This window comes from Streptomyces sp. NPDC057697 (assembly GCF_042799335.1).
In the GTDB taxonomy this organism is placed as follows: Bacteria; Actinomycetota; Actinomycetes; order Streptomycetales; family Streptomycetaceae; genus Streptomyces.
The window spans coordinates 93,890-116,186 of record NZ_JBHVJA010000019.1; the positions used below are offsets into that span (position 1 = coordinate 93,890).

General features: G+C 72.2%; 16 protein-coding genes. 10 read left to right on the forward strand and 6 right to left on the reverse strand.

Annotated elements, in window-relative coordinates:
* The first annotated feature begins 212 nt into the window (after positions 1-212).
* From ACFVFH_RS33240 to ACFVFH_RS33255, 4 genes are all read left to right on the forward strand, one after another.
* A complete protein-coding gene (locus ACFVFH_RS33240) occupies positions 213-1,952 on the forward strand; it encodes an amidohydrolase family protein (RefSeq protein ID WP_383775861.1) in 1,740 nt (579 codons plus the stop codon).
* On the forward strand, positions 1,949-3,415 hold the full coding sequence (locus tag ACFVFH_RS33245; RefSeq protein ID WP_383775864.1) for an aldehyde dehydrogenase family protein: 1,467 nt from the start codon (positions 1,949-1,951) through the stop codon (positions 3,413-3,415). The genes ACFVFH_RS33240 and ACFVFH_RS33245 overlap by 4 nt, the downstream gene beginning before the upstream one ends.
* A gap of 247 nt (positions 3,416-3,662) precedes the next feature.
* Positions 3,663-5,228: an APC family permease gene (locus ACFVFH_RS33250; RefSeq protein WP_383775867.1), complete on the forward strand. Its 1,566-nt coding sequence runs from the start codon at positions 3,663-3,665 to the stop codon at positions 5,226-5,228.
* Between the two features lie 237 nt (positions 5,229-5,465).
* The gene (locus ACFVFH_RS33255) at positions 5,466-6,641 is read left to right on the forward strand and encodes a macrolide family glycosyltransferase (RefSeq protein ID WP_383775869.1); all 1,176 of its coding nucleotides are present in this window, start codon (positions 5,466-5,468) and stop codon (positions 6,639-6,641) included.
* A 39-nt stretch (positions 6,642-6,680) separates the two neighbouring features.
* Here ACFVFH_RS33255 and ACFVFH_RS33260 read toward each other — a convergent pair whose 3' ends face one another.
* Together ACFVFH_RS33260 and ACFVFH_RS33265 are read right to left on the reverse strand one after the other, a co-directional pair.
* Complete coding sequence (locus tag ACFVFH_RS33260; protein ID WP_383775871.1) at positions 6,681-7,412, reverse strand: siderophore-interacting protein; 732 nt, start codon at positions 7,410-7,412, stop codon at positions 6,681-6,683.
* A gap of 194 nt (positions 7,413-7,606) precedes the next feature.
* Entirely contained in the window at positions 7,607-8,140 is a 534-nt protein-coding gene (locus ACFVFH_RS33265) for a DNA polymerase ligase N-terminal domain-containing protein (protein WP_383775916.1), read from the reverse strand.
* Between the two features lie 402 nt (positions 8,141-8,542).
* Here ACFVFH_RS33265 and ACFVFH_RS33270 point away from each other — a divergent pair, with 402 nt between their 5' ends.
* The 3 genes from ACFVFH_RS33270 to ACFVFH_RS33280 are packed head-to-tail and all read left to right on the forward strand — an operon-like array spanning position 8,543 to position 11,701.
* On the forward strand, positions 8,543-9,955 hold the full coding sequence (locus ACFVFH_RS33270; RefSeq protein WP_383775873.1) for an MFS transporter: 1,413 nt from the start codon (positions 8,543-8,545) through the stop codon (positions 9,953-9,955).
* Between the two features lie 34 nt (positions 9,956-9,989).
* Positions 9,990-10,619 carry a TetR/AcrR family transcriptional regulator gene (locus tag ACFVFH_RS33275; protein WP_383775876.1) on the forward strand — a complete coding sequence of 210 codons (630 nt, stop codon included), beginning with the start codon at positions 9,990-9,992 and terminating at the stop codon, positions 10,617-10,619.
* Complete coding sequence (locus ACFVFH_RS33280; RefSeq protein WP_383775878.1) at positions 10,616-11,701, forward strand: DMT family transporter; 1,086 nt, start codon at positions 10,616-10,618, stop codon at positions 11,699-11,701. The genes ACFVFH_RS33275 and ACFVFH_RS33280 overlap by 4 nt, the downstream gene beginning before the upstream one ends.
* On the opposite strand, the gene ACFVFH_RS33285 is transcribed toward ACFVFH_RS33280, so the two are convergent.
* The gene (locus ACFVFH_RS33285) at positions 11,673-13,223 is read right to left on the reverse strand and encodes a CehA/McbA family metallohydrolase (protein WP_383775880.1); all 1,551 of its coding nucleotides are present in this window, start codon (positions 13,221-13,223) and stop codon (positions 11,673-11,675) included. The two genes, ACFVFH_RS33280 and ACFVFH_RS33285, sit on opposite strands and share 29 nt — an antisense overlap.
* Positions 13,224-13,617: 394 nt before the next feature.
* Here ACFVFH_RS33285 and ACFVFH_RS33290 point away from each other — a divergent pair, with 394 nt between their 5' ends.
* The gene (locus ACFVFH_RS33290) at positions 13,618-14,463 is read left to right on the forward strand and encodes an LLM class F420-dependent oxidoreductase (RefSeq protein WP_383775882.1); all 846 of its coding nucleotides are present in this window, start codon (positions 13,618-13,620) and stop codon (positions 14,461-14,463) included.
* 43 nt (positions 14,464-14,506) lie between these two features.
* Here the strand turns inward: ACFVFH_RS33290 and ACFVFH_RS33295 are convergent, their stop codons facing one another.
* Positions 14,507-14,842, reverse strand: a complete 336-nt coding sequence (locus ACFVFH_RS33295) for a hypothetical protein (protein ID WP_383775884.1) — start codon at positions 14,840-14,842, stop codon at positions 14,507-14,509.
* A 668-nt stretch (positions 14,843-15,510) separates the two neighbouring features.
* Between ACFVFH_RS33295 and ACFVFH_RS33300 the strand changes: the two genes are divergently transcribed.
* The gene (locus tag ACFVFH_RS33300) at positions 15,511-16,992 is read left to right on the forward strand and encodes a peptidoglycan D,D-transpeptidase FtsI family protein (protein WP_383775886.1); all 1,482 of its coding nucleotides are present in this window, start codon (positions 15,511-15,513) and stop codon (positions 16,990-16,992) included.
* 189 nt (positions 16,993-17,181) lie between these two features.
* Here the strand turns inward: ACFVFH_RS33300 and ACFVFH_RS33305 are convergent, their stop codons facing one another.
* Complete coding sequence (locus tag ACFVFH_RS33305; RefSeq protein ID WP_383775888.1) at positions 17,182-18,057, reverse strand: alpha/beta fold hydrolase; 876 nt, start codon at positions 18,055-18,057, stop codon at positions 17,182-17,184.
* Positions 18,054-18,899, reverse strand: coding sequence for a class I SAM-dependent methyltransferase (locus tag ACFVFH_RS33310; RefSeq protein ID WP_383775891.1), 846 nt, complete (start codon positions 18,897-18,899; stop codon positions 18,054-18,056). The genes ACFVFH_RS33305 and ACFVFH_RS33310 overlap by 4 nt, the downstream gene beginning before the upstream one ends.
* Positions 18,900-19,348: 449 nt before the next feature.
* Between ACFVFH_RS33310 and ACFVFH_RS33315 the strand changes: the two genes are divergently transcribed.
* The coding region (locus ACFVFH_RS33315) for a hypothetical protein (protein ID WP_383775893.1) at positions 19,349-22,297 on the forward strand (2,949 nt) is incomplete at its 3' end.

Here is a 22,297-nt window from a genome sequence, read left to right on the forward strand (position 1 = left end):
CGGGCCCCTCCGCCGCCGGAGGGGCCCGATCGGACCAGCGGCGTCTTCCCGGACCGCCGCTCCGTGGGGCCGGGGTGCGTACCGCGGCCGTACGCACCCCGGCCGCACACCCATGGACCCACGCACCCTGGCCACACACCCATGGACCCACGCACCCCGGCCACACACCCATGGACCCACGCACAGGCACCCACCACGGAAGGGACCCCGTCATGCTCGACCACCTCATCCGCGGAGCGACCGTCGTGGACGGCACCGGCGGACCCTCGTACCCCGCCGACATCGGCATCCGCGACGGCCGGATCGCCGTCGTCGCCGAACCGGGCACGCTCACCGAGGAGGCCGTCACCGCCGAGGACGCCACCGGTCTCGTCCTCGCGCCCGGGTTCGTCGACCCGCACACCCACTACGACGCCCAGCTCTTCTGGGACCCGTACGCCACTCCGTCCATGAACCACGGCGTCACCACCGTCGCCGGGGGCAACTGCGGATTCACCCTCGCCCCGCTCCACCCCGGGCGCCCCGAGGACGCCGACTACACCCGCCGGATGATGTCGCGGGTGGAGGGCATGGCCCTCAAGGCGCTGGAGGAGGGCGTCGACTGGACCTGGTCCAGCTTCCGCGAGTACCTCGACGCCCTCGAAGGGCGGATCGCCGTCAACGCCGGGTTCATGGTCGGGCACTGCGCGCTGCGCCGGCACGTCATGGGCGCCGACGCGGTCGGCGGGCAGCCCACCCCCGCACAGCTCGACGCGATGCTCGCGCTGTTCCACGACGCTATGGACGCCGGGGCCTGGGGGCTGTCCACCACCCAGTCCGCCACCCACTCCGACGGCGACGGGCAGCCCGTCGCCTCCCGGCACGCCCTGCCGGAGGAACTGCTCGCCCTCTCCCGGGCCGTCGGCGAACACGAGGGCACCCAGATCGAAGCGATCGTCGCGGGCTGCCTCGACCAGTTCGCCGACGAGGAGATCGAACTGCTCGTCGACATGACCGCCACCGCCGGACGCCCCCTGAACTGGAACGTCCTCACCATCGACGCGGCCGTCCCCGAACGCGTACCGCGCCAGCTCGTGCCCAGCGAACGGGCCCGCCGGGCCGGCGGCCGGATCGTCGCGCTCACCATGCCGATCCTCACCCCGATGAACATGTCGCTCGGCACCTTCTGCGCCCTCAACCTGATACCCGGCTGGGGCGAGATCCTCGCCCTGCCCGTCCCCGAGCGCATCGAACGGCTCCGCGACGGCGCCACCCGCGCCGAGATGCTCCGCCGCGCCGACAGCAAGGAGGCCGGAGTCTTCCGCCGCCTCGCCGACTTCGGCCGGTACGTCATCGGCGACACCTACAGCGCCGCCAACGAAGGGCTGACCGGCCGAGTCGTACGCGACATCGCCGCCGAACGCGGGCTCGACCCCTTCCACTGCCTCGTCGAGATCTGCGCCGCCGACGAACTGCGCACCGTGCTCTGGCCGATGCCCACCGACAACGACCCCGCCTCCTGGGCGCTGCGCCGCGAGACCTGGGACCACCCTGACGTGATGCTCGGCGGCTCCGACGCGGGCGCGCACCTGGACCGGATGTGCGGCGCCCCGTACACCACCCGGTTCCTCGGCGACTGCCTGCGCGGCCGGAAGCTGGTCCCCCTGGAGCGGGCGGTGAAGATGCTCACCGACGATCCCGCCCGGCTCTTCGGGCTCCGCGAGCGGGGCCGGATCGAGGAGGGCTTCCACGCCGACCTCGTCCTCTTCGACCCCGAGCGGATCGACGCCGGGCCCGCCACCCTCGTGCACGACCTCCCCGGCGACAGCCCCCGCCTCGACTCCAGGGCCATCGGCATCGTGTCGGTCCGGGTCAACGGGGTGGAGACCCTGCGCGACGACAAGGTGACCGGCGCGGTCCCCGGCACGGTACTCCGCTCCGGGCGCGACACCCGGACGGTGAGCACCGTATGAACGGAGACGGCAAGCGGCGCCTGTTCATCGGCGGGCGGTGGACCGAGCCCGACCACGGCCACTACGAGGTGATCGACCCGGCGACCGAGGAGGTCGTCGGCCTCGCCCCCGAGGCGAGCCGCGAGCAGGTGTACGCGGCGGCGGCCGCGGCCCGGGAAGCCTTCGCCACCTGGTCCCGCACCCGCCCCGAGGAGCGGTCCCGGATTCTCGACCGGGCCGCCGGGCTGATGCTGCGCGACCTGGACGGCAACGCCGCGCTCGCCCGCGCGGAGAGCGGCGCCACCACGGCGACGGCCCGCGGCATGCAGGTCGCGGTCGGTGCCGCCCGCTTCCGCCGGTACGCCAGGGGCGCCCTGGAACCCGTGGAGGAGGCCGTCGCGCCGCAGATCAACGAGGCCGGTCCGATGGGGCGGGCGGGGGTCTTCGGGGCGATCGCGGTGCGCCAGCCGGTCGGCGTGGTCACCTGCGTCACCTCGTACAACAACCCCTGGGCCAACCCGGCGGGCAAGGTGGCCCCCGCGCTGGCCATGGGGAACACGGTCGTGGTGAAGCCCGCGCCGCAGGACCCGCTGTCCGTCTTCCGGATGGCCGAGGCGCTCGAAGCGGCGGGCGTCCCGCCGGGCGTCGTCAATGTCGTCACCGGCTCGGGCCCCGAGGCGGGCGAGGCCGCCGTCGACAGCGCGGACGTCGACATGGTCAGCTTCACCGGCTCCACCGCCGTCGGGCAGCGCATCGCGGAGGTGTGCGGGCGGTCCATGAAGCGGCAGCTGATGGAGCTCGGCGGCAAGGGCGCCGCCCTCGTCCTGGACGACGCGGACCTGGACGCGGCGGTGGCGGGGATCGGCACCACGTTCTCCTTCTACAGCGGCCAGATCTGCACGGCCCCGACCCGGGTGCTCGTCCAGCGCGGCGTCCACGACGCGCTGCTCGGGAAGCTCGCCGCGTACGCCGGTCATCTGAAGGTGGGCGACCCGGCGGCCAGGGGCACGGTCGTCGGTCCGGTCATCTCCGCCGCCCACCGCGACCGCGTCGAGTCGTACGTCGAGCTGGGCCGGAAGGAGGGGGCGCGGATCGTCACCGGCGGCGAACGCCCCGCCGGGCTGGACCGCGGTTTCTACGTCGCGCCGACCCTGCTCGCGGACTGCACCAACGACATGCGCGTCGTGCGCGAGGAGATCTTCGGCCCGGTCGTCGTGGTCGTGCCCTTCGACGACGAGGAGGAGGGCATCGCGCTGGCCGACGACAGCGACTACGGGCTGATCGACTACGTCTGGTCCTCGGACGTGGCCCGCGCCTTCCGGGTGGCCCGGCGGCTGCGCGCCGGCGGGGTCGGGGTGAACACCATCGGGCGGAACATGGAGGCCCCGTTCGGCGGGTTCAGGAGGAGCGGGGTCGGGCGCGACGTCGGTTCGTACGCCCTGCACGCGTACAGCGAACTCCAGTCGATCGTCTGGCCCGGCTGAACCGGTAGTCGCCCGTGGGTGTCCGCTGGGCGGACACCCACGGGAAAATTTGAACCCCCATAAAACGGACAGTGCTGCGGTTCTCGTACGGTGCTGCGACCGCGCCTCCACCTCGCATCGGAAGGTCGATTTCCGAAACGGCCTTCAATTAATGAAGGTCTTTCCGTATTGTTGCCTGGAATTCAAGGGTGAGACGACGGAGTCTCACCTTCCGAATGTGGAAATCGCAGCGTTTATCGTCCTTTTCATGACTCAGCTGGACGTGCGGCCACGGGCCGGAGACACGGCACGGGGCACCGCTCCGGCCGGGGACGGGGTGCGCGGCAAGGGCCTCGGCGGGAACTCCGTCGGCCTGATGGGCAGCGCCGTCATCGGCGTCTCCACCGTCGCCCCGGTCTACTGCCTCACCTCCACCCTCGGGTCCACCGCGGGCGAGGTCGGCGTGCAGATGCCCGCCGTCTTCCTGGCCGGTTTCCTGCCGATGCTGCTCGTCGCCTTCGCGTACCGCGAGCTCAACAAGGCGATGCCGGACTGCGGCACCTCCTTCACCTGGACGGTCAAGGCGTTCGGCCCGCGCATCGGCTGGATGTGCGGCTGGGGCCTGGTGATCGCGACGATCATCGTCCTGTCGAACCTCGCGGGCGTCGCCACCTCGTACTTCTGGCTCCTGGCGGGCGAGATCACCGGCAGCGACGCGATCGCGGCGCTGGACGACAGCAAGCCCGTCCACATCCTCACCTGCCTGGCCCTGATCGCGGTCGCCACGGCGATCAGCTACCGGGGCATGACCGCCACCAAGGGCATCCAGTACGCGCTGGTCGGCCTCCAGCTCGTGGTGCTCGCGCTGTTCGTGGTGATGGCCGTGCAGAAGGCGCACAGCGGGGAGTTCGCCTCGTCGCTGGACTTCTCCTGGTCCTGGCTGAACCCGTTCGCCGTGAAGTCCTTCGCCGCGTTCACCGCGGGCCTCTCGCTGTCGATCTTCATGTTCTGGGGCTGGGACGCCTGTCTGACCGCCAACGAGGAGACCGTCGGCAGCGAGAAGACCCCGGGCCGGGCCGCCCTCATCGCGATGGTCGTCCTGGTCGGCTCCTATCTGGCGACCGGGGTCGCCGCCCAGATGGCCGTCGGCTCCGGCACCTCGGGCCTCGGCCTCGCCAACCCCGGCACCTCCGACAACGTCTTCGCCGCGCTGGCCGGTCCGGTCATGGGCCCCGGCCTCGGCATCCTGCTCTTCGTCGCGGTGCTCGCCTCGGCCGCCGCGAGCCTCCAGACCACCTTCATCCCGGTGGCCCGTACGGTGCTCGCCATGTCCACGTACGAGGCGCTGCCCGCCTCGTACGCCCGGGTCCACCCGCGCTTCCGGACCCCGGGGAAGGCCACCATCACGGCGGGCGTCGCGACCGGTGTCTTCTACACGGTCATGACCCTGGTCAGCGAGCACGTCCTGGTCGACACGATCTACGCGCTCGGCCTCATGATCTGCTTCTACTACGCGCTGACCGCCTTCGGCTGCGTCTGGTTCTTCCGCGCCGACCTGACCCGCTCCGTCCGGGACCTCCTCTTCAAGGGCCTCTTCCCGGGCATCGGCGGCATCCTGCTGACCGCGGTCTTCGGCAAGACGCTCTACGACATGTGGGACCCGGCGTACGGCTCCGGCTCGTCGGTCCTCGGTGTCGGCTCGGTGTTCGTCATCGGTGTGGGACTGCTGCTGCTCGGCGTGGTCCTGATGCTGGTGATGCGGCGCCGCAGCCCGGCGTTCTTCCGCGGCGAGGTCCTGACCCGCGAGACCCCCTCGCTGGTCGTCGAGGACTGAGCGGCCCCGGGCGGGAGCGCCCCGTTCGGGAGCCCGCCGAAAACCCGGTGCGCGCGGGCACCGGACGGGCTAAGGTCCCCGGCATGTTCTTCATGCACCAGATCTACGGCTGACACGCGGGCGGGGCACGTACCCCGTCCCGCCGGTCCGAGTGCGCCCACGGTGGTTTCCGCCCGTGGCCGGCGCACCGGGCCGCTGTGTCCCTGTCGCGCCGTATCTGAAGAGAGTGAAGTTCCCATGTCACGTCGCCGTGCCCATATCGCCATGGTCGGCATCCCCGCCGTCAGCCACGTCCTGCCCAGCCTGGAGATCATCCGGGAGCTGGTCGCCCGGGGCCACCGGGTGACCTACGCCAACGACCCGGCGGTGGCCGGGCTGATCGAGGCCACCGGCGCCGAGTTCGTCCCCGTCGGCTCCGTGCTGCCGGTCGCCGACAACGACTGGCCCGAGGACCCGATCGACACCGTGGCCGTCTTCCTCGACGACGCGGTCCAGGCGCTGCCGCAGCTGCGCGCCGTCTACGACCGCGACCCCGCCGACCTCTACCTCTACGACATCGGCGCCTACCCCGCGCGCGTACTCGCCGAGACCCAGGGCCGCCCCCTCATGCAGCTCTCCCCGACCTACGTGAGCTGGGAGGGCTACGAGGAGGAGGTCGCGGCGCAGCTGTGGCAGCTGCCGGGCGCCGACGCGTACCGGGCCAGGTTCACCCGCTGGCTGGTCGACTGCGGGGCGTCCACCACCGACGTGGACGCCTTCTGCGGCCGTCCCGCGCACACCCTGGCGACGATCCCGAAGGCGATGCAGCCGCACGCCGACCGGGTCGACGCCGGCACGGTCACCTTCGTCGGCCCCTGCTTCGGCACGCGGGCGGACACGGGTGCCTGGACGCGCCCCGCCGACGCGGGGAACGTCCTGCTGGTCTCGCTGGGTTCGGCGTTCACGCGCCGGCCGGAGTTCTACCGCCAGTGCCTGGCCGCCTACGGCGACCTGCCGGACTGGCACGTGGTGCTTCAGATCGGGAAGTACACCGACCCGTCCGAACTCGGCACCGTCCCGGCCAATGTCGAGGTGCACTCCTGGGTGCCCCAGCTCGCGGTCCTGGAGAAGGCCGACGCCTTCGTCACCCACGCGGGCATGGGCGGCAGCAGCGAGGGGCTGTTCACCGGAGTGCCGATGATCGCCGTGCCCCAGGCCGCCGACCAGTTCGCCAACGCGGACCGGCTGGTCGAGCTGGGGGTGGCCCGCCGCATCGACACCGAGGAGGCCACCGCCGAGGCCCTGCGGACCGCTCTGCTGGAACTCACCGCGGACCCGGAGGTGGCCCGCCGCTCGGCGGAACTGCGCGCCGCCGCACGGGCCGAGGGCGGCACCGCACGCGCCGCCGACCTCGTCGAGGAGATGCTGGACTGACGGGGGCGGGGCACCGCCGGGCCGGTGGCCGGGCCGGTTCTAGCCGGCCCGCCAGTAGCCCAGCGCGTGCACCCGTTCCCTGGGGACGGCCAGGTCCTTGCGCGCGTACGCGGACAGGGACCTGGTCGTCGCCGTGTCGCAGGCGATCCAGATGTACGCGTCGGACGGATCGGTGCCCAGGAGCTCCGGCAGCGCCGCCTTCACCTCGGCGACCAGGGCCTTGCCCCGGTCGCGGCGCGGCACCCGGTGCAGGGTGTGGTGGTCGGGGTCCAGCCGGAGCGGCAGCTTCTCGTCCGAGGTGTGCGCCGTCTCGAACCAGAGCGTGGCCGGGGTCTGCGGGACCGCGTCCAGCAGGGAGTTGATCGCGGGCAGCGAGGCCGGGTCGCCGATCACGAAGAGCCGGGCCGGGCGGGGTTCGGGCAGCTCGAAGCCGGTGCCCTGGAGGGTCGCCTCGATCGTGTCGCCCGGCGCGGCCGTCCGCGCCCAGTCGCTCGCCGCGCCGTCGTGCAGGGCGAACTCCAGGCTGAACGTCCCGGCGGCCGGGTCGGGGTCGACCAGGGTGTAGGCGCGCTGATGGGGCCGTCCGCCCCGCTCGAACCAGACCCTGACCCACATCGTCGGATGCGCGCCGCCGGTCGCGGCCAGCAGCCCGCCGTCGGTGAGGTGCACCCGGCGGAAGTCCTCGGTGATCTGCTCGGCACCGGTCACGGTGAACGTGAAGTCCCGCCCCCGCATGAGCTTGAGGACAACGCCCTCCCAGCCGTGGCCCACAGCCGACCCTCCCCGTCCCCGTTCATGGAAGATTACTTAGGTGAGGCTAGCCTAAGTTGCAGGGGTGGGGAAGGGGGTGCCGGAGGGATGTGCCGGGGTGTGGGCGTACGCGCGGGGGCGTACGTGCGGGGGTGTGGTGTGCGCGGGTGTGGTGTGCGCGGGCGTATGTGTGGAGGTGCGGCGCGACCGGGTGGTCACGAGGGCCCGCTGCCCTCCTCGGCCGCGACCTGGGCCAGGGTGCGCCCGGTGCGGGCGGAGCGCGCGAGGTACGGGTCGGGTGCCTCCGGCCCCTCCTGGGTGGCCCGGCCGTCCTTGGCCTTGATCAGCAGCCACACCTCCTCGCCCGGTCCGTCGCCGCCCTTGAACCGGGTGAGGGCGAACTCGCCGTGCAGCCTGGTCCCGTCGAGCCAGAACGTCGCGTGTCCGTCCGCCAGGGACTGCTCGAAGGGCACCGGGGTGCCCCAGCGGTCGTGGCTGAGCGGCCGGTAGGTGCCCTGGTCCCAGACGATCACCGTGCCACCGCCGTACTCGCCCTTCCCGATGACGCCCTCGAAGGTCCGGTACTCCAGCGGGTGGTCCTCGGTCGGGACGGCCAGCCGCCGCTCGCGCGGGTTCTCCGAGGGGCCGCGCGGCACCGCCCATGACTTCAGTACGCCGTCGACCTCCAGCCGGAAGTCGAAGTGCATGCGCCGGGCCTGGTGGATCTGCACGACGAAGCAGGGGGCCACGCCCGCCCGCGCTCCGGCGCCCGTGCGTGACCCGGGGTTCGTGCGCGCCCCGGGGCTGGTGCGCGCTCCGGCGCCCGTGCGCGCTGTCGCGGGGTTCGTCCGCGCTCCGGCGCCCGTGCGGTCGCCCTCGCGCGTGCGGTCGTCGTGCTCGCCGGTCGTATTCATCCGGACACCTCCTGGGGCAGCCCCCGCCCGGTGCTCCTTCCACTGTGACGCCGCCGGTCGCGGGGCGCACCGGGACAGGCTCCGGAGCGCACCGGGACGGGCTCCGGTGCTGGCCCGGCCGTAGATATCTCGCCATCAAGTATCTTGACATCGAGACTGTTTTCCGGGCAGTCTTCCCCTTGTTCAAGGTCTCTTGATGTCAAGACATGTCTGTGGGCATGTCCGAGGGGGCGCGTGATGCGGCGGCGCGAAGAAGGCGGCAGGGCGAGGGCTCGGGGGGAACGGCGGGGCCTGCTGGCCCAGCTGCGCGATCCGCCGGGCGGCCGCAACGCCCGGATCATGCTGCTCGCCCTGGCCGTGGACCGGACCGGCTCGGGGCTGTGGGCCGCGTCCTCGGTCCTGTACCTCACCTTCGTGACCCATCTCAGCGCCCAGCAGATCGGCGTCCTGCTGGGTGTGGCCGGGGTCGCGGGCATCGCCGGGTCGCCGCTGGCCGGGCGCCTGGCCGGACGGTTCCCGGTGCGCCCGCTGCTGATCGGCTGCCATCTGCTCCGGCTGGTGACCCTCGTCCTGGTCCTGGTGAGCACGGGCTTCGACGCGCTGCTGCCCGTCGTCGCCGTGACCTACCTGGGGGACAGGGCCGCGAAGACGCTGGAGATGCTCTTCGCCACCCGGGCCGCGGGCGAGCGGCGCGCGGCCTACCAGGCGCTGTCGCGCAGCGCGGCCAACGCGGGTTACGGCGTCGGCGCCGGGATCGCGGCCATCGGGCTGGCGGTGGGGACCACCGGCGCCTACCGCGTCCTCATCCTCGGCAACGCCCTGTCGTTCCTCGTCGCCGCGGCGCTGGTGTGGCGTACGACCGAGCCGGAGGAGAGCGCGGTGGCGGCGGGCGCGGTGGCGAAGGCGCGGCCCGCGGGCGCGGACTCCGGCCCGGTCGCGGGCGGGCCGGTAGCGGACGGCTCCGTCTCGGGCGGCCCCGCCTCGGGCGGCCCCGTCGTGGAGGGGCCGGAGCCCGGACGTCCGGCCGGTCCGTGGCGGGATCGCGGCTATCTCCGCTTCGTCCTCCTGGACATCCCGATGAACCTCGACGACTCGGTCCTCGCCGTGGGCCTGCCGCTCTGGCTGGTGGACCGCACTTCCGCGCCGCACGCCCTCGTCCCGGCCTTCCTCGTCCTCAACACCGTGCTGGTCGTGGTGCTCCAGCTGAGCGTGTCGAGGCGGGCCGAGGGGCCGCACCGGGCCACCCGGGCGGTGCTGCTGTACGGGGTCCTGATGTTCGTCTGCTGCGGCTTCCTGGCCGTGGCCGCCCGGGGCGGGAGCTGGACGGCCGGGGTGGTCCTGCTCGCCGCGGCGCTGCTGGTGACGCTGGCGGAGCTGATGCGGTCGGTGAGTTCGTGGGAGCTCGCGGTCCTGCTCGCGCCCCGGGAGGCGCGCGCCGCGTACCTGGGGGTGGCCGGGATGTCGCAGTCCATCCAGAAGTCCGCCGGACCGCCGCTGTTGACCGGTGTGGTGATGGCCGCCGGGCCGGCGGGTTGGCTGGTGCTCGGGACGGCGGTCGCGGGCCTTGCGGTCGTGCAGCGCAGGACCTGCGCGCGCCGGCTCGGCCTCGGCCCGGTCCGGAAGGAGACCGCCGGGCTCGTGATTGGGTAGACTGACCTACCTAATCAAGGAGGAGGCGGGCGGCATGGGCGGCACGGAGGCCGGGGGGAACGCGGGGACCGGGGAGAAGCGGCCGGTGAAGCGGCGCCGGGGAGCGGCGCGCGGGCGGATCCTCGATGCCGCCGCGCGCCGTTTCTACGCCGACGGCGTGGCGGCCACGGGCATCGACACCATCACCGCCGAGGCGGGCGTCGCCAAGATGAGCCTCTACAACAACTTCGACTCCAAGGCCGACCTCGTCCGCGCCTACCTGGAGGCCAGGCACGAGGAGTGGCTGGGTCTCTACGAACGACGCCTGGCCTCGGCACGGGGACCGGCGGAGGCCGTGCTGGCCGTCTTCGACGCGTACGCCGACCACGCCGGCCTCGCCTACGAGCACGGGTTCCGGGGCTGCGGGCTCCTCAACGCGGCCGCCGAACTGCCCGCCGGGCACGAGGGCCGGACCGTGGTCCGCCACCACAAGGAGCAGGTCGAGAACCTGCTTGCCGCGCATCTCGGGGAACTGCTGCCCGGCGATCAGGAGCGGGCCGGGGCCATGGCGGAGCACCTGGCGTTCCTGCTCGAAGGGGCCATCGTGCGCGCGGGCCTCGAAGGCGACGCCGTACGCATGCGACGCGCCCGGGAGTTGGCGGCATCGCTGGTGGGCGCCCTGTGACCGGGGCCGCCGAAGGCGAGACAGGCCGGGCCGCGGAGCGCCCTGCCCGCCCCGGCGCGAGCCGTACGGTCGGCCGCGCCTCCGGGCCGGGGCTCGGCGCGCTCGCGGTGCTGCTGGCCTCGGTGCTCTGGGGCACCACGGGCACGGCGGCCACCCTCGCGCCCCAGGTGGGTCCCCTGGCGATCGGCGCCGCCGCGATGGGCCTGGGCGGCCTGCTCCAGGCCCTGGTGGCCGGGCGCGGCATCGCGCGGGGGTGGGCGCGGCTGAGGGCGCGGTGGCGGATCGTGCTCCTCGGGGGAGCGGGCGTGGCGCTCTATCCGCTCGCTTTCTACACCTCCATGCGTCTGGCCGGGGTCGCGGTCGGCACGGTCGTCTCCATCGGCTCGGCCCCGCTGGCGTCGGCCCTGATCGAGCGGTTCGCCGATGGGCGGAGGCTGTCCAGGAGATGGCTGGCGGGGGCGGCGCTGGGGCTGGTCGGCACGGTGCTGCTCTGCGCGGCCGAGGCCGCTCGGGCCGGAGCCGGTGCCGGGGCGGGTACGGGTTCGGCCCGGCAGACCGTCGTGGGCGTGGGCCTCGGGTTGGTCGCGGGGCTGACGTACGCCGTGTACGCGTGGGCGGCGCACCGCCTGATCACCCGTGGCGTCACCTCGCGGGCGGCCATGGGCGCGGTGTTCGGCCTCGGCGGGCTGATGCTGCTGCCGGTCCTGCTGGCCACGGGCGCGCCGCTGGTCGCCTCCTGGACCAACGCGGGCGTCGGGCTCTACATGGCACTGGTGCCGATGTTCACCGGATACGTCCTGTTCGGCTTCGGCCTGGCCCGTATCCCGGTCTCCACGGCGACGACCCTGTCCCTGCTGGAGCCCGCCGTGGCGGCGGTCCTCGCGGTCCTGGTGGTGGGCGAGCACCTGCCCGCCCTCGGCTGGGTCGGCATCGCCCTGGTCGTCGCCTGTCTGGGCGTCCTGACCGCCCCGTCCCGCCCGGTCCGCGTCCGGGCGCCCGGCACCGCGGCCCCGGCACCGCCGTCCCGGGCCGCCGCGCCCGCCGCCTCCGTTCCTACCCCTCCAGGAACACCGGATTGGTGAGCGCCGCCAGGGCCCCGGGCAGCCCCGGCACCGTCGCCGGGTGCCGGACCTCGGCCCGCACATAGGCCGCGTGGGCAGGAGTCGTACGCCACTCCACGGTCCCCGCGCCCGACTCGGGCAGCCCGGCCGTGAACAGGGTGCCCTGGTCGGTGACGAAGTGCGCGGTGCAGCCGGGCGCCCCGGTCACCTCCAGCCGTACGGTGACCGGGGTGTCGTCCCCGTCCACCCGGAGCCGCTCACCGATCCCGGCGTGCAGCCCGCGCCCGCCGAAGGCGTCGAAGGAGAGGGTCACGGCGGACGACTCCGCGATGTACGCGTGCCCGGCCCGGATTCCGGCCACGATCGCCTCGCGCGACAACTCGTCGGCGAGGACCACGGTCTGCGGGAGCCCCACCACGTCCGGGTCCCGGTGCGCGTCGCTGTTGCCCATCGCGGCGACCCACGGCTTGGCCCAGCGGACGGCGGCGACCAGGGAGTTGTCCCACTCGGCAAGCGCGATCTCGTCCTCGGGGGAGTACGCCCCGTTCCACACCTCCACCGCGTCCGCCTCGCCGAAGCCGAACTTCCAGTGGCAGCCGACGCAGGTGGCGTGCGGATGGGCGGGCACGACCAGGCCCCCGGCCCGCCGCACGGCCTTCGCGTAGTGGCCGAACCGGTTGTCGCGGGCCCGGTAGCGCCAGTCCACGAACGTGCCCGGGTCGGTGGCCAGTGCCAGCACGTGGCCGTTGCGGGTGGTGATCTCCTCCCCGGTGAGGATCAGCAGGTCGTCGCCCCACAGCCCGCCCCACGCCCCGTGCGCCGAGTGCGTGTTGTGCTCGCTGCTGTTGATGAAGTCGAGCCCGGCCGCGCGCGCGGCGGCGGCGATCTCGGCCGGGGTGCGCCCGCCGTCCGAGTGCGTGGAGTGCAGATGGCAGTCGCCCCGGTACCAGGCCCGCCCGCGCCCCTTCGCGCGCTGCGGCGGATACACCGGCTCGGGCGTGGTCCCGGCGGGCCCGGAGCGCAGGCTGATCGTCACCTCGTACGGCAGTCCGCCGGGCGCGACGGTGTAGGGGCCGAGCGCGATGTTCCACGTACCGGCCCGCACCGGGCCCGCGATGTAGCCGGGCGTCGCCGCGTCCGCCCGGATGAAGAAGCTGCCGCGCGCCCCGCCGGACCAGCCCCGGAACCCGTGCCCGCCCAGGGCGGTGCCGCGCTCGTCGAAGATGCCGATGTCGAGGGCGTTGCCCTGCGTCCCGGCGGGCACGGGCGTCTTCTCGTACGTGTACGAGACGGCGATCTCCCGCACCCCGCGCGGTACTTCGACCGGCAGGTACACATAGTCGGGCGCCCCGGTCGGCAGGGTGCCGCGCACGGTCCTGGTCCGGTCCGGGGCGTCGGTGCCGTCTGTGCCGTCTGTGCCGCCGTTCGGGGGCGCGGCGTCGGCGAAGCTCACAGTGCCCAACGTTAGAGCGGTGGCGGCCGTCCCGACGAGGAGGCCGCGCCTGGCCATCGGGTGGCCGTGGGCGGAATGCGATGTGGACATGAGAGGGGCTCCCCGGGTGTCGTGAGCGGCAAGGAAGGAACGACGAAGCGCACCTCGAACCCTGGCGGCAGGCGGTGAACCAAGGAAGAACGCCGGTGGACCGGAGCGGACGGGATGGGAGCGGACCGGAGGAGATCGGCCCGAACCGGAGGGGACCGGACCGGAGGAGACGGGACCGGCCCGAACCGAACCGGCCCGGAGGGGACGGGACGGGCCCGAACCGGCCCGAACCGGCCCGAACCGAACCGGACCGAACCGAACCGAACCGGAGGGGACCGGACCGGCCCTACGACCCCTCGCCGTTCCGTCCGTCCCGGAAGCTCGGCTTTCCACATCGCACGGCATACGTTGGGGCCCCAGGGCCTGTCACCGGACCACGACGGAGGTGTCCCACATGCGGATCGCCACGACGATCTTCCTCACCGATGAGACGATCACGCCGCTGAGGCTCGCCCGCGAACTCGAACAGCGCGGCTTCAGCGGCCTGTACCTGCCCGAGCACACCCACATCCCGGTGAGCAGGGACACCCCCGCCCCGATGGGCGGCGACCTCCCGCCCGAGTACGGCCGCACCCTCGACCCCTTCGTCGCCCTCGCCCAGGCCGCCGCCGTCACCGAGCGGCTCACGCTGGGCACCGGCATCACACTCGTCGCCCAGCACGACCCGATCGACCTGGCGAAGCAGATCGCCACCCTCGACCACCTCTCCGGCGGCCGGTTCACGCTGGGCATCGGCTACGGCTGGAACGTGGAGGAGGCCGCCGACCACGGGGTCGACTGGCCCTCCCGCCGCGACCTCGTCCGCGACCGCCTCGCCCTGATGAGCGCCCTGTGGTCGGCGGAACCCACGGCGTACGAGGGCGAGTTCGGCTCGGTCCGGGCCAGCCACGCGTACCCGAAGCCGGCCCAGCAGCCCCGCGGCCCGATCAACGGCCCCCGAACCCTGATCGGCGGCGCGGCGGGCCCGAAGCTCTTCGCCCACATCGCCGAGTACGCCGACGGCTGGCTCCCCATCGGCGGCCGCGGCCTGACCGAGTCCCTGCCCGAACTCCGCGGCGCCTGGGAGGCGGCGGGCCGCGACCCGCAACACCTCCGGATCGTCCCCTACGCGGTCCTCCCGAGCGCGGGCAAACTGGCGCACTACGCGGAGCTGGGCATCGAGGAGGTCGTCCTGCAACTGCCCCCGGCGGCCGAACCGGACGTACTGCGGACGCTGGACGCGTACGCGGAGTTCCTCTGACGGAGGGGCATCGGGGCGGACGGTGGAGCTGTCCGCCAGCCCGTCATTGACCATTCCCCTCACCTGCAAGCAGGGCCCGGAGACGCCTGACCTCTTCCACAAGGCGCGGCACGGCCTCCCGCGCCATTGCGATGAAGGCCGCGTTCTCGTCCCAGCGTTCGTCGCCAGAATCGACGTATCGCGGATGCTGCACCAAGGTTGCGGCAATCATGTCCCGATGATCAAAGTTCGGCCACCTCTCGGCAGCACCGGTGTCGGGAGCTGTGCTCACCGCTACAAGATTCATGGCGGAGTCATCGTCCAAGGTCCTGACGAACCAAGGCGCCGGAGTGGCCGCAGAGCACAACTTCTCGATCTCCTCAAGTTCATCTTCACGCATGTGCCCACCCTCTACCATCCTGGTTACCCGGTCTGGGGTGCCCCGCAAGCCAGCAAGCACGGAGCCCCCCAGACTCACTGCCAAGGACGTCCGCACCTGGCTCAACCAGCTTCGCACCACTGCCCACAGCGACCGCCTGTTCGCCCTGTACTTTTTCAGGGTTTTTGAATCATCGGCCACGGAGAGGGCATTGAAGCCAAGCCAAGCCAAGCCAAGCCAATTCCAGCACGGCGATGGTGCATGGCCCTCACTGGAACTTCCGCTCACCCAATGAAATTGGACGGATGTCGCAGGGCAGATATGGACGCCAGGATCCTTTACCCGGGCGGGAAGGGTCGGGTGTCGGATGAACTTCTTGAGGAACCGACGTTCGGTGTCACCGATGTCGAAGATGCCTGTATTCGGGCATGGCAGGCGTGCGAGGAAGACTCTGCGGAATGGTGCAAGAGTGAGGGCCTAGCGGTGTTGGAGGCTGCGCTGCACCGTGCCGCCGAGGGGGGCGTGTCCGCAGGCGCGGGGAGCCGTGGCGGTGAGTACGGTCCGTAGCTGAGTGACTCCCGGCGGGGCCGTCCGCGGACCCGGTTGGTTGTGCGTGCAACCATTTCGACGTAATCGGTATCTTTCTTGGTTAAGGATCACGCACGGGCGAGTACGGGAGTGGATCGACGATGAACAGGCCGTTGCGGCACATAGCCATCTTCTGCGGGCTGCTGGTGATGGCGCTGCTCCTGCGGGCGAACTGGATCCAGTACGTCAAGAGCGAGCCCCTGGCCACGCACGAGAACAACCGCCGGGTGAAGATCGCCCAGTTCGCCACCCCGCGCGGTGACATCATCGTCGGCAGCGAGGCGATCACCGGTTCCAAGGCGGTCGAGGGGACGGACTTCAAGTACAAGCGGACCTTCAAGCAGGGCCCGATGTACGCCCCCGTCACCGGCTACGCCTCCCAGTCGCAGGGGATGTCCCTCCTGGAGAAGACGTACGACAGCATCCTCAGCGGCCAGGACGACCGCTTCGCGTTCCGGCACGCCAAGGACATCCTCACTGGTGAGCAGCGGCGCGGTGGTGATGTGATCACCACGATCAACCCGAAGGCGCAGAAGGCCGGGTACAAGGGGCTGACCGACCTCGGTGCGCGGGGTGCGGTCGTCGCGCTGGAGCCGGAGACGGGGAAGGTGCTGGCCCTGGTCTCCACGCCCTCGTACGACCCGTCCGTCTTCGCCGGGAACTCGTTCAAGGAGGGGGACAAGTTCCAGGCGCTCATCAAGGACAAGGGCAAGCCGCTGGCCAACCGCCCGCTCCGGGAGACCTTCCCGCCCGGCTCCACGTTCAAGATCCTCACGGCGGCCGCGGCCCTGGAGAACGGCGTCGTCACCGATGTCGACGCGCGCACCGACGCCGTCTCCCCGTACCCCCTGCCGCTCTCCACGAACAAGATCAGCAGCGAGGCCGGTGACGCGACGTGCAACAAGGCGTCGATGAAGACCGCGATGCAGTACTCCTGCAACAACGTCTTCCTCGACGCCGCGTCCAAGGTCGGCGCCGAGAAGATGCGGGAGACCGCGGAGAAGTTCGGCTTCAACGAAGACGTCTACTCCGACGAGTTCGGCGACATGCTCGCCACCAAGAGCCTCTACCCGGAGAAGCTGGACAAGCCCGGTACCGCGCTGACCGGCATGGGGCAGGGCAGCCTCACCAGTACGCCGATGCAGATGGCGATGGTGACCGCCGCCCTGGCCAACGACGGCAAGCTGATGCAGCCCTACATCGTCGACGAGCTGCGCGGCCCCGACCTCTCGGTCCTGGAGAAGAACGAGCCCAAGCTCAAGAGCCAGGCCGTGTCCGAGGAGACGGCGAAGAAGGTCCGGGAAATGATGGAGTTCACGGCCAAGGAGGGCAGCGCCCAGCGCGCCCTGATCGACGGTGTCACGGTCGGCGGCAAGACCGGTACGGCGCAGCGCGGCGTCAATGTGAACGACGAGGTGCCGTACGGCTGGTTCGTCTCGTACGGCAAGGCCGGTGGCAAGTCGGTGGCGGTCGCGGTGTTCATCGACCCGACGGCCATGGACATTTCGCGGTCGGACATCTCCGGTGGCCGGCTCGGCGCGCCGATCGCCAAGAACGTGATGAAGGCGGTGCTGGGGAAGTAGAGCGCGAGCAGCTCGGCGCGCAGGGCCCGGCCCGGGACCGGGACCGGGACCGGTCCCAGACCGGGCCCTGCCCGGGACGCGCGGCGCGGGGACCGTGCCCGTGCGCGTGCGCGGACTCGTACGCGTATCCGGCTCGTGCCCGGCCCGTCCCCGTACCCGGCCCGTCCCCGCACCCCACGCCCCCGCGCCTCAGTCCGGCAGCAGGGCCAGGGTCTCGCGGGCGACTACCTCGGGCTCGGTCAGCGGGATGTAGTGGCCCGAGCCTTCCGCGATGACGTGTCTGCCCCGCGGCGCCCGGCCCGCGCGGTGGGCGTGGGAGGCGTTCGCCGCGGCGCGCAGGGTGCTGTCCATGCCGTCTCCGGGGAGGCCGCCGGAGATCACCGTGACCGGGATGTCTCCGGTCTCCGGCGGGGCGTCGCGCCAGGTGGCCAGCTCGTCCAGGTAGGTACGGGCCTGGCGGCGCTGGGTGCGCAGCACTCCCGTGGTGAAGCCCTCCCGGGCCATGTCCCGCGAGGCGTCCGCCGGGAGCAGGGCGAGTTGGCCGCGGAACAGCGGACGCAGCAGGCGCAGGGCGGCGAGGGTGTGGCCGAGGCGGAGGGCCGTCCGTTCCATCCGCCGGAACCTGCGGCCGAACAGAACGTCGGCGGCCTCGTCGGTGGGGTCCACCAGGACCAGTCCCGCGATCCGTCCGGGCCCGCGTGCGGCGGCGAGCCGGACCAGCGGGCCGCCCGCGCTGTGCCCGACGAGGACGTACGGGCCGGGGCCGAAGTGGTCGAGCAGCGCGCCGAGGTCGTCGGCCATGCGGGTCAGGGTGCGGCCGGCCGGGTCGGGGGCGCTGCGGCCCAGGCCGGAGCGGTCGTACACGACGGCCCGCGCCCGGGGCGCGACGGCCGACTGCACCAGGGCCCACGACGACCGGCCCGCAGCGGCCCCGGCCTCGAACACGACGGTCGGTCCGTCCGGCCGCTCACCCGGCAGGACCATCGCGTAGAGCCTTCGGCCGTCCGGCAGTGGCACCCACTCGGGAGTGCCTTGGACGTGCGTTCCATGGACCGGGGCGGTCATCGGGGCGGCTCCAGGGTGAAGAGGTTCATCCGGTACGCGTTGACGACGGGCGGGGCCAGACGCGCCAGCACGGGCATGCCGTAACGGTGGCGCCGTGGCCAGGTCCGGGCCACGTCCGGCTGCGGGGTGGCGAACGTCCTGCTCTCGCGCAGTCTCAGCCCCCAGCTCTCCAGGGCTTTCGGGTCGTCGCAGGTCCATGTCATGCGTGCGTCGACGGCCCTGAACACCGGGTTGCGGTCCTGGCTGCGCATCATGGTGCCGCCGCCGGTGTCGAAGCTCAGGTCGGCCCCGGGGAAGCGGTCCGCCAGGGCCCGTACGACGGAACGGACCTGCTCCTCGTCGAAGTAGAGGAGGACGGCCTCGCTGACGAAGAAGTACGGTCCACCGCTCTTCGCGACCTGCTCGAACCAGTCGGTGTCCAGCACCGAGGCCGCCAGGGTCGTGGTCCTCGCGGAGTCGGTGAAGAACCGCCGCCGCAGCTCCACCGTGTCCGGCAGGTCGAGATCGAACCAGCGGGCCCGGCCGTTGTCGAGGCGGTGGGAACGGGTGCCGAGCCCGGCTCCGAGTTCGACCACCGTGCCGTCGGGGTGCTTTGCGAGGAACCGGCGCACCCACCCGTCGAAGATCGCGCTGCGCAGCACGGAGCCGCCGAGCGAGGGCCCGCGGAACTTCGCGAAGTCGTAGTCGATGCGTTCGACCATCCTCGACGCCTCGGCGTCCCCCAGGATCGGGCGGCGGGCCCGCGCGTCGAGCGCGCGCCCGTACAGCGGGATGAGCAGCGTCTCCTGGACGGTGCCCAGTCGCACGGTCTCCTTGGTCACTCGGTTCACCCATTCACCCATCCATGCGAAGTTAGGGTTACCTAACCAAGCCTAGGGCGGGGTCGGCGGAACCTCAATGCCTCTGCGGCTGCGCGCATTCCCGCGCCCGCGCCCGTGCCCCGGTGGGTCGCCGCCCCGGAGCCGAGTTACGGTGCGGCCTCGGACGTGTGTGCGATCATCGTGTGCGCTCAATCTTTTCGAGCTCTTCGAGTCTTTTCACATCTCTTCGAGTCACACACGTCTCGTCTCTTCGAGTCACACATACATCTCGCTTGTGTCCCGGGCCATCCCGCGTTCGCTCGCTGTTCGTGAAGCCCCTGGCAGAAGCGCACACTTCACCGGTCCGGGGGGAACGGATGCCCAACTATCCAAGCAAGGCCGCGAGATCCAGCAGATCCAGCGGATCCAGCAGACTCAGCCGATCCGCGAGATCCGCGAGATCCGGCAGATCGGCGGCGTACGCCGCACTGTTGCTCGCGCTCTCGGTCCTGCTCTCGCTGCTGATACCGGCGGGAGCCGCTCAGGCGTACACCCCCGCGGCGGCGGCCGATGCCACGGCCGATGCCACGGCCGACGAGGACTGCGCCGCGCTGCCGCTCTCCGGCTTCGGCGAGGCCGCCCCGGCGGAGGGCCGGACGAAGGTCCCGGGCTACGGCACGGCCTGCTTCACCATCACGGCCGGGGCCGCCGGGCTGCACAAGGTCGTGCTCGCAGGCGGCGCCGAGACGTACGCCAGTGTTTTCGACGGCGACACGGAGATCAACTGCTACGACTCCGAGTGGGGCGCCGGCTGGTGCCGACTGCCCCGCGCGGGCGAGTTCACGCTCCGGCTGACGAACAACGGGTTCGACCCGAGCGAGCCCACCGTTGCCGTGGTCCCGCTCGCCACCGCCGAGGGCTGCGCGCCGGAGATCAGCACCGCCTGGGACACCGCCCCCGTCGTCGGTTCGGCCGCCGGGCCGACCGCCCTCCAGTGCCAGCCGTTCACCGGCAAGCCGGGCGAGCGGATCACCAACGAGATCAGGACGACCTCGTACGGCCAGAGCGTGGCCTGGATCACCGACGAGACCGGCGCCCGGATCTGCCCGCACTTCAACGAGGACGACAGCGAGGGCTGCGTGCTGCCCGGTGACGGCCCCTACCGGGTCCTCTCGCAGGTCACCGAGGCCGAGGGCGGCTTTCCCGCCGAGTACACCCTCACCGTCCGCCGCATCTCGGACCCGGCCGGCTGCGCCCATGTCCCGCTGAACGCGTACAACTCCGCGCCCACCACCGCGGTCCCGGCCAGTGGCTGCAAGACGTTCACCGCACCGGCCGCCGGACGCTACAACGTGTACTCCGTCAGCGACGGCGCCCGTTCGACGCTCGCCGTGTACGACCGGCAGGGCAAGACCGTCTGCACCACCTGGGGCGGCGTCTGCGGCCTTCCCGCCGCCGGTGACTACACCGTTTTCACCGACCACCCGACCCTCATCCTCGACAGCTCCGCCACCACTGGGTGCGAGCCCGTCGAACTCGGTCTCCACCAGGGCTCGTTCGCCGCTGCCGGTGAGATCGACTGCCTCTCCCTGCCGCTTCCCGCGGGCGCCAGGCTGGCCGTGCTGAAGGCCCTCAACGGGCCCGAGCCGCGCCCCGAAGTGACCGTCGTCGACGCCGACGGCGCCCAGCGGTGCGACTGGTCCGATCTGTCGGCCGGCACGTGTGAGCTCACCGGCAAGGCCCCGTTCCGCGCCCTGGTCTCCACCGACGACTCGTCGGAGCCGACCGGCCCGTACGCCCTCGCCCTGCACCGCACCGACGTGGCGAGCGACTGCCCCGCCATTCCGGCGGGGAACTTCACCGCGACGAGTCCGGCGGCCCGGTTCTCCACCGGCGACGGTGTCTTCTCGCACTGCCTGAGCATCCCCGCCGACGACCACAGCGCACAGGAGAACCTCCAGCTCCAGGCGGCCCCCGGCACCAAGTCCACCGCCGAATTCAGCGTCCTGGACCCCCACGGCAAGCGGGTCTGCTCGATCTACTCGTCCCTCTCCAGCTGGACGACCTGCGAGCTGGCTCCCGGCGTCGCCCACACCGTGCTGGTCACCGGCCGCGACACCGCCGCCGACTACACCCTGACCCGCCGCGATGTCACCGCGACCGCCAAGGGCTGCGCCGCGAACCCGGCGACGAAGCCCGGCGGCCCGTCCACCGGCGGCACCATGGGCGCCCCCGGCGAGCTGCGCTGCCGCCAGGTCACCACCGCCGATGCCCGGGACACCCTGCACATCAACGTCCGTGACGAGCTCGGTGCCGCGAACGCGGTGGTGTACGGGGCGGACGGCACCGCCCTCTGCAACCGGAACCAGGCGTGCGCCGTCACCGGCTCCACCCACTACCAGGTCCTGGTCACCGTCCCCGCGACGCTGAAGGCCCCCGGCTCGTACCGCTTCGACGCCCTGCGCATCGCGGGCCCGGACGGCCCGGCCGCCGAGTGCGAGAAGGTCGCCAGCGTCGCCTACGGGTACGGTCCGATCACCGGCACCCTCGACGAGCAGCACACCGCCGTCTGCGCCGCGCTGCCCACGGCGTACCGCGACCGGTTCGACATGGCGATCAGCGACACCACGGGCGCCACCGAGACCGCGGTGCCCGCGCTGTACGACGCGAGCCTCGACAACGGCTGCATGCGCTTCATCCCCTCCGGCTACCAGTGCGCCGTGAGCGAGGACTACTCCACCGAGCCCACCCCGAGCATTCTGGTCCTCTCCCTGCCGGAGAAGGCGTCGAAGACCACGTACAAGGCCGAGGCGGTCTGCTCGTCCATCATCTGCGGCGTGGAGAAGGCGAGCGTCGGAGAGGTCTCCCCGGCCACCGGGGCCGCCGGGAGCAAGGTCACGGTCCAGGTGACCGGCACGGCCCTGCACAAGGACGACAAGGTACGGATCCAGCTCTCCGGCAAGGAGATCGAATCGACCACCACCGAGGTGTCCGCGGACCGGAAGACCCTGACGGCCGTCCTCGACCTGACCGGGGCCACCGTCGGCACCTGGTCCCTCAGCGTCGTCACGCACAACAACTGGGCGTACGGGCGCGGCTCCTTCGAGGTCACGGCGGCCCCGCTCCGCAACAGCGCACGGCCCACGATCGGCACCACGGCCCGCGTCGGTGACCACCTCACCGCGGCCACCGGCACCTGGGCCCCCGCCCCGACGTCGTTCGCCTATCAGTGGAACGCGGACGGCAAGGCGATCAGCGGCGCGACCGCCGCCACGTACACCGTTCCGGCGTCGCTGCTCGGCAAGAAGATCGGCGTCACCGTCACGGCCCGCCGCACCGGCACGGCGGACGTCCCGGCCGCCTCGGCGCAGCTCACGGTCGCCAAGGGCGCGGCGCCCCAGCTGACGACCGCCCCGAAGATCTCCGGAACCGTCAAGGTC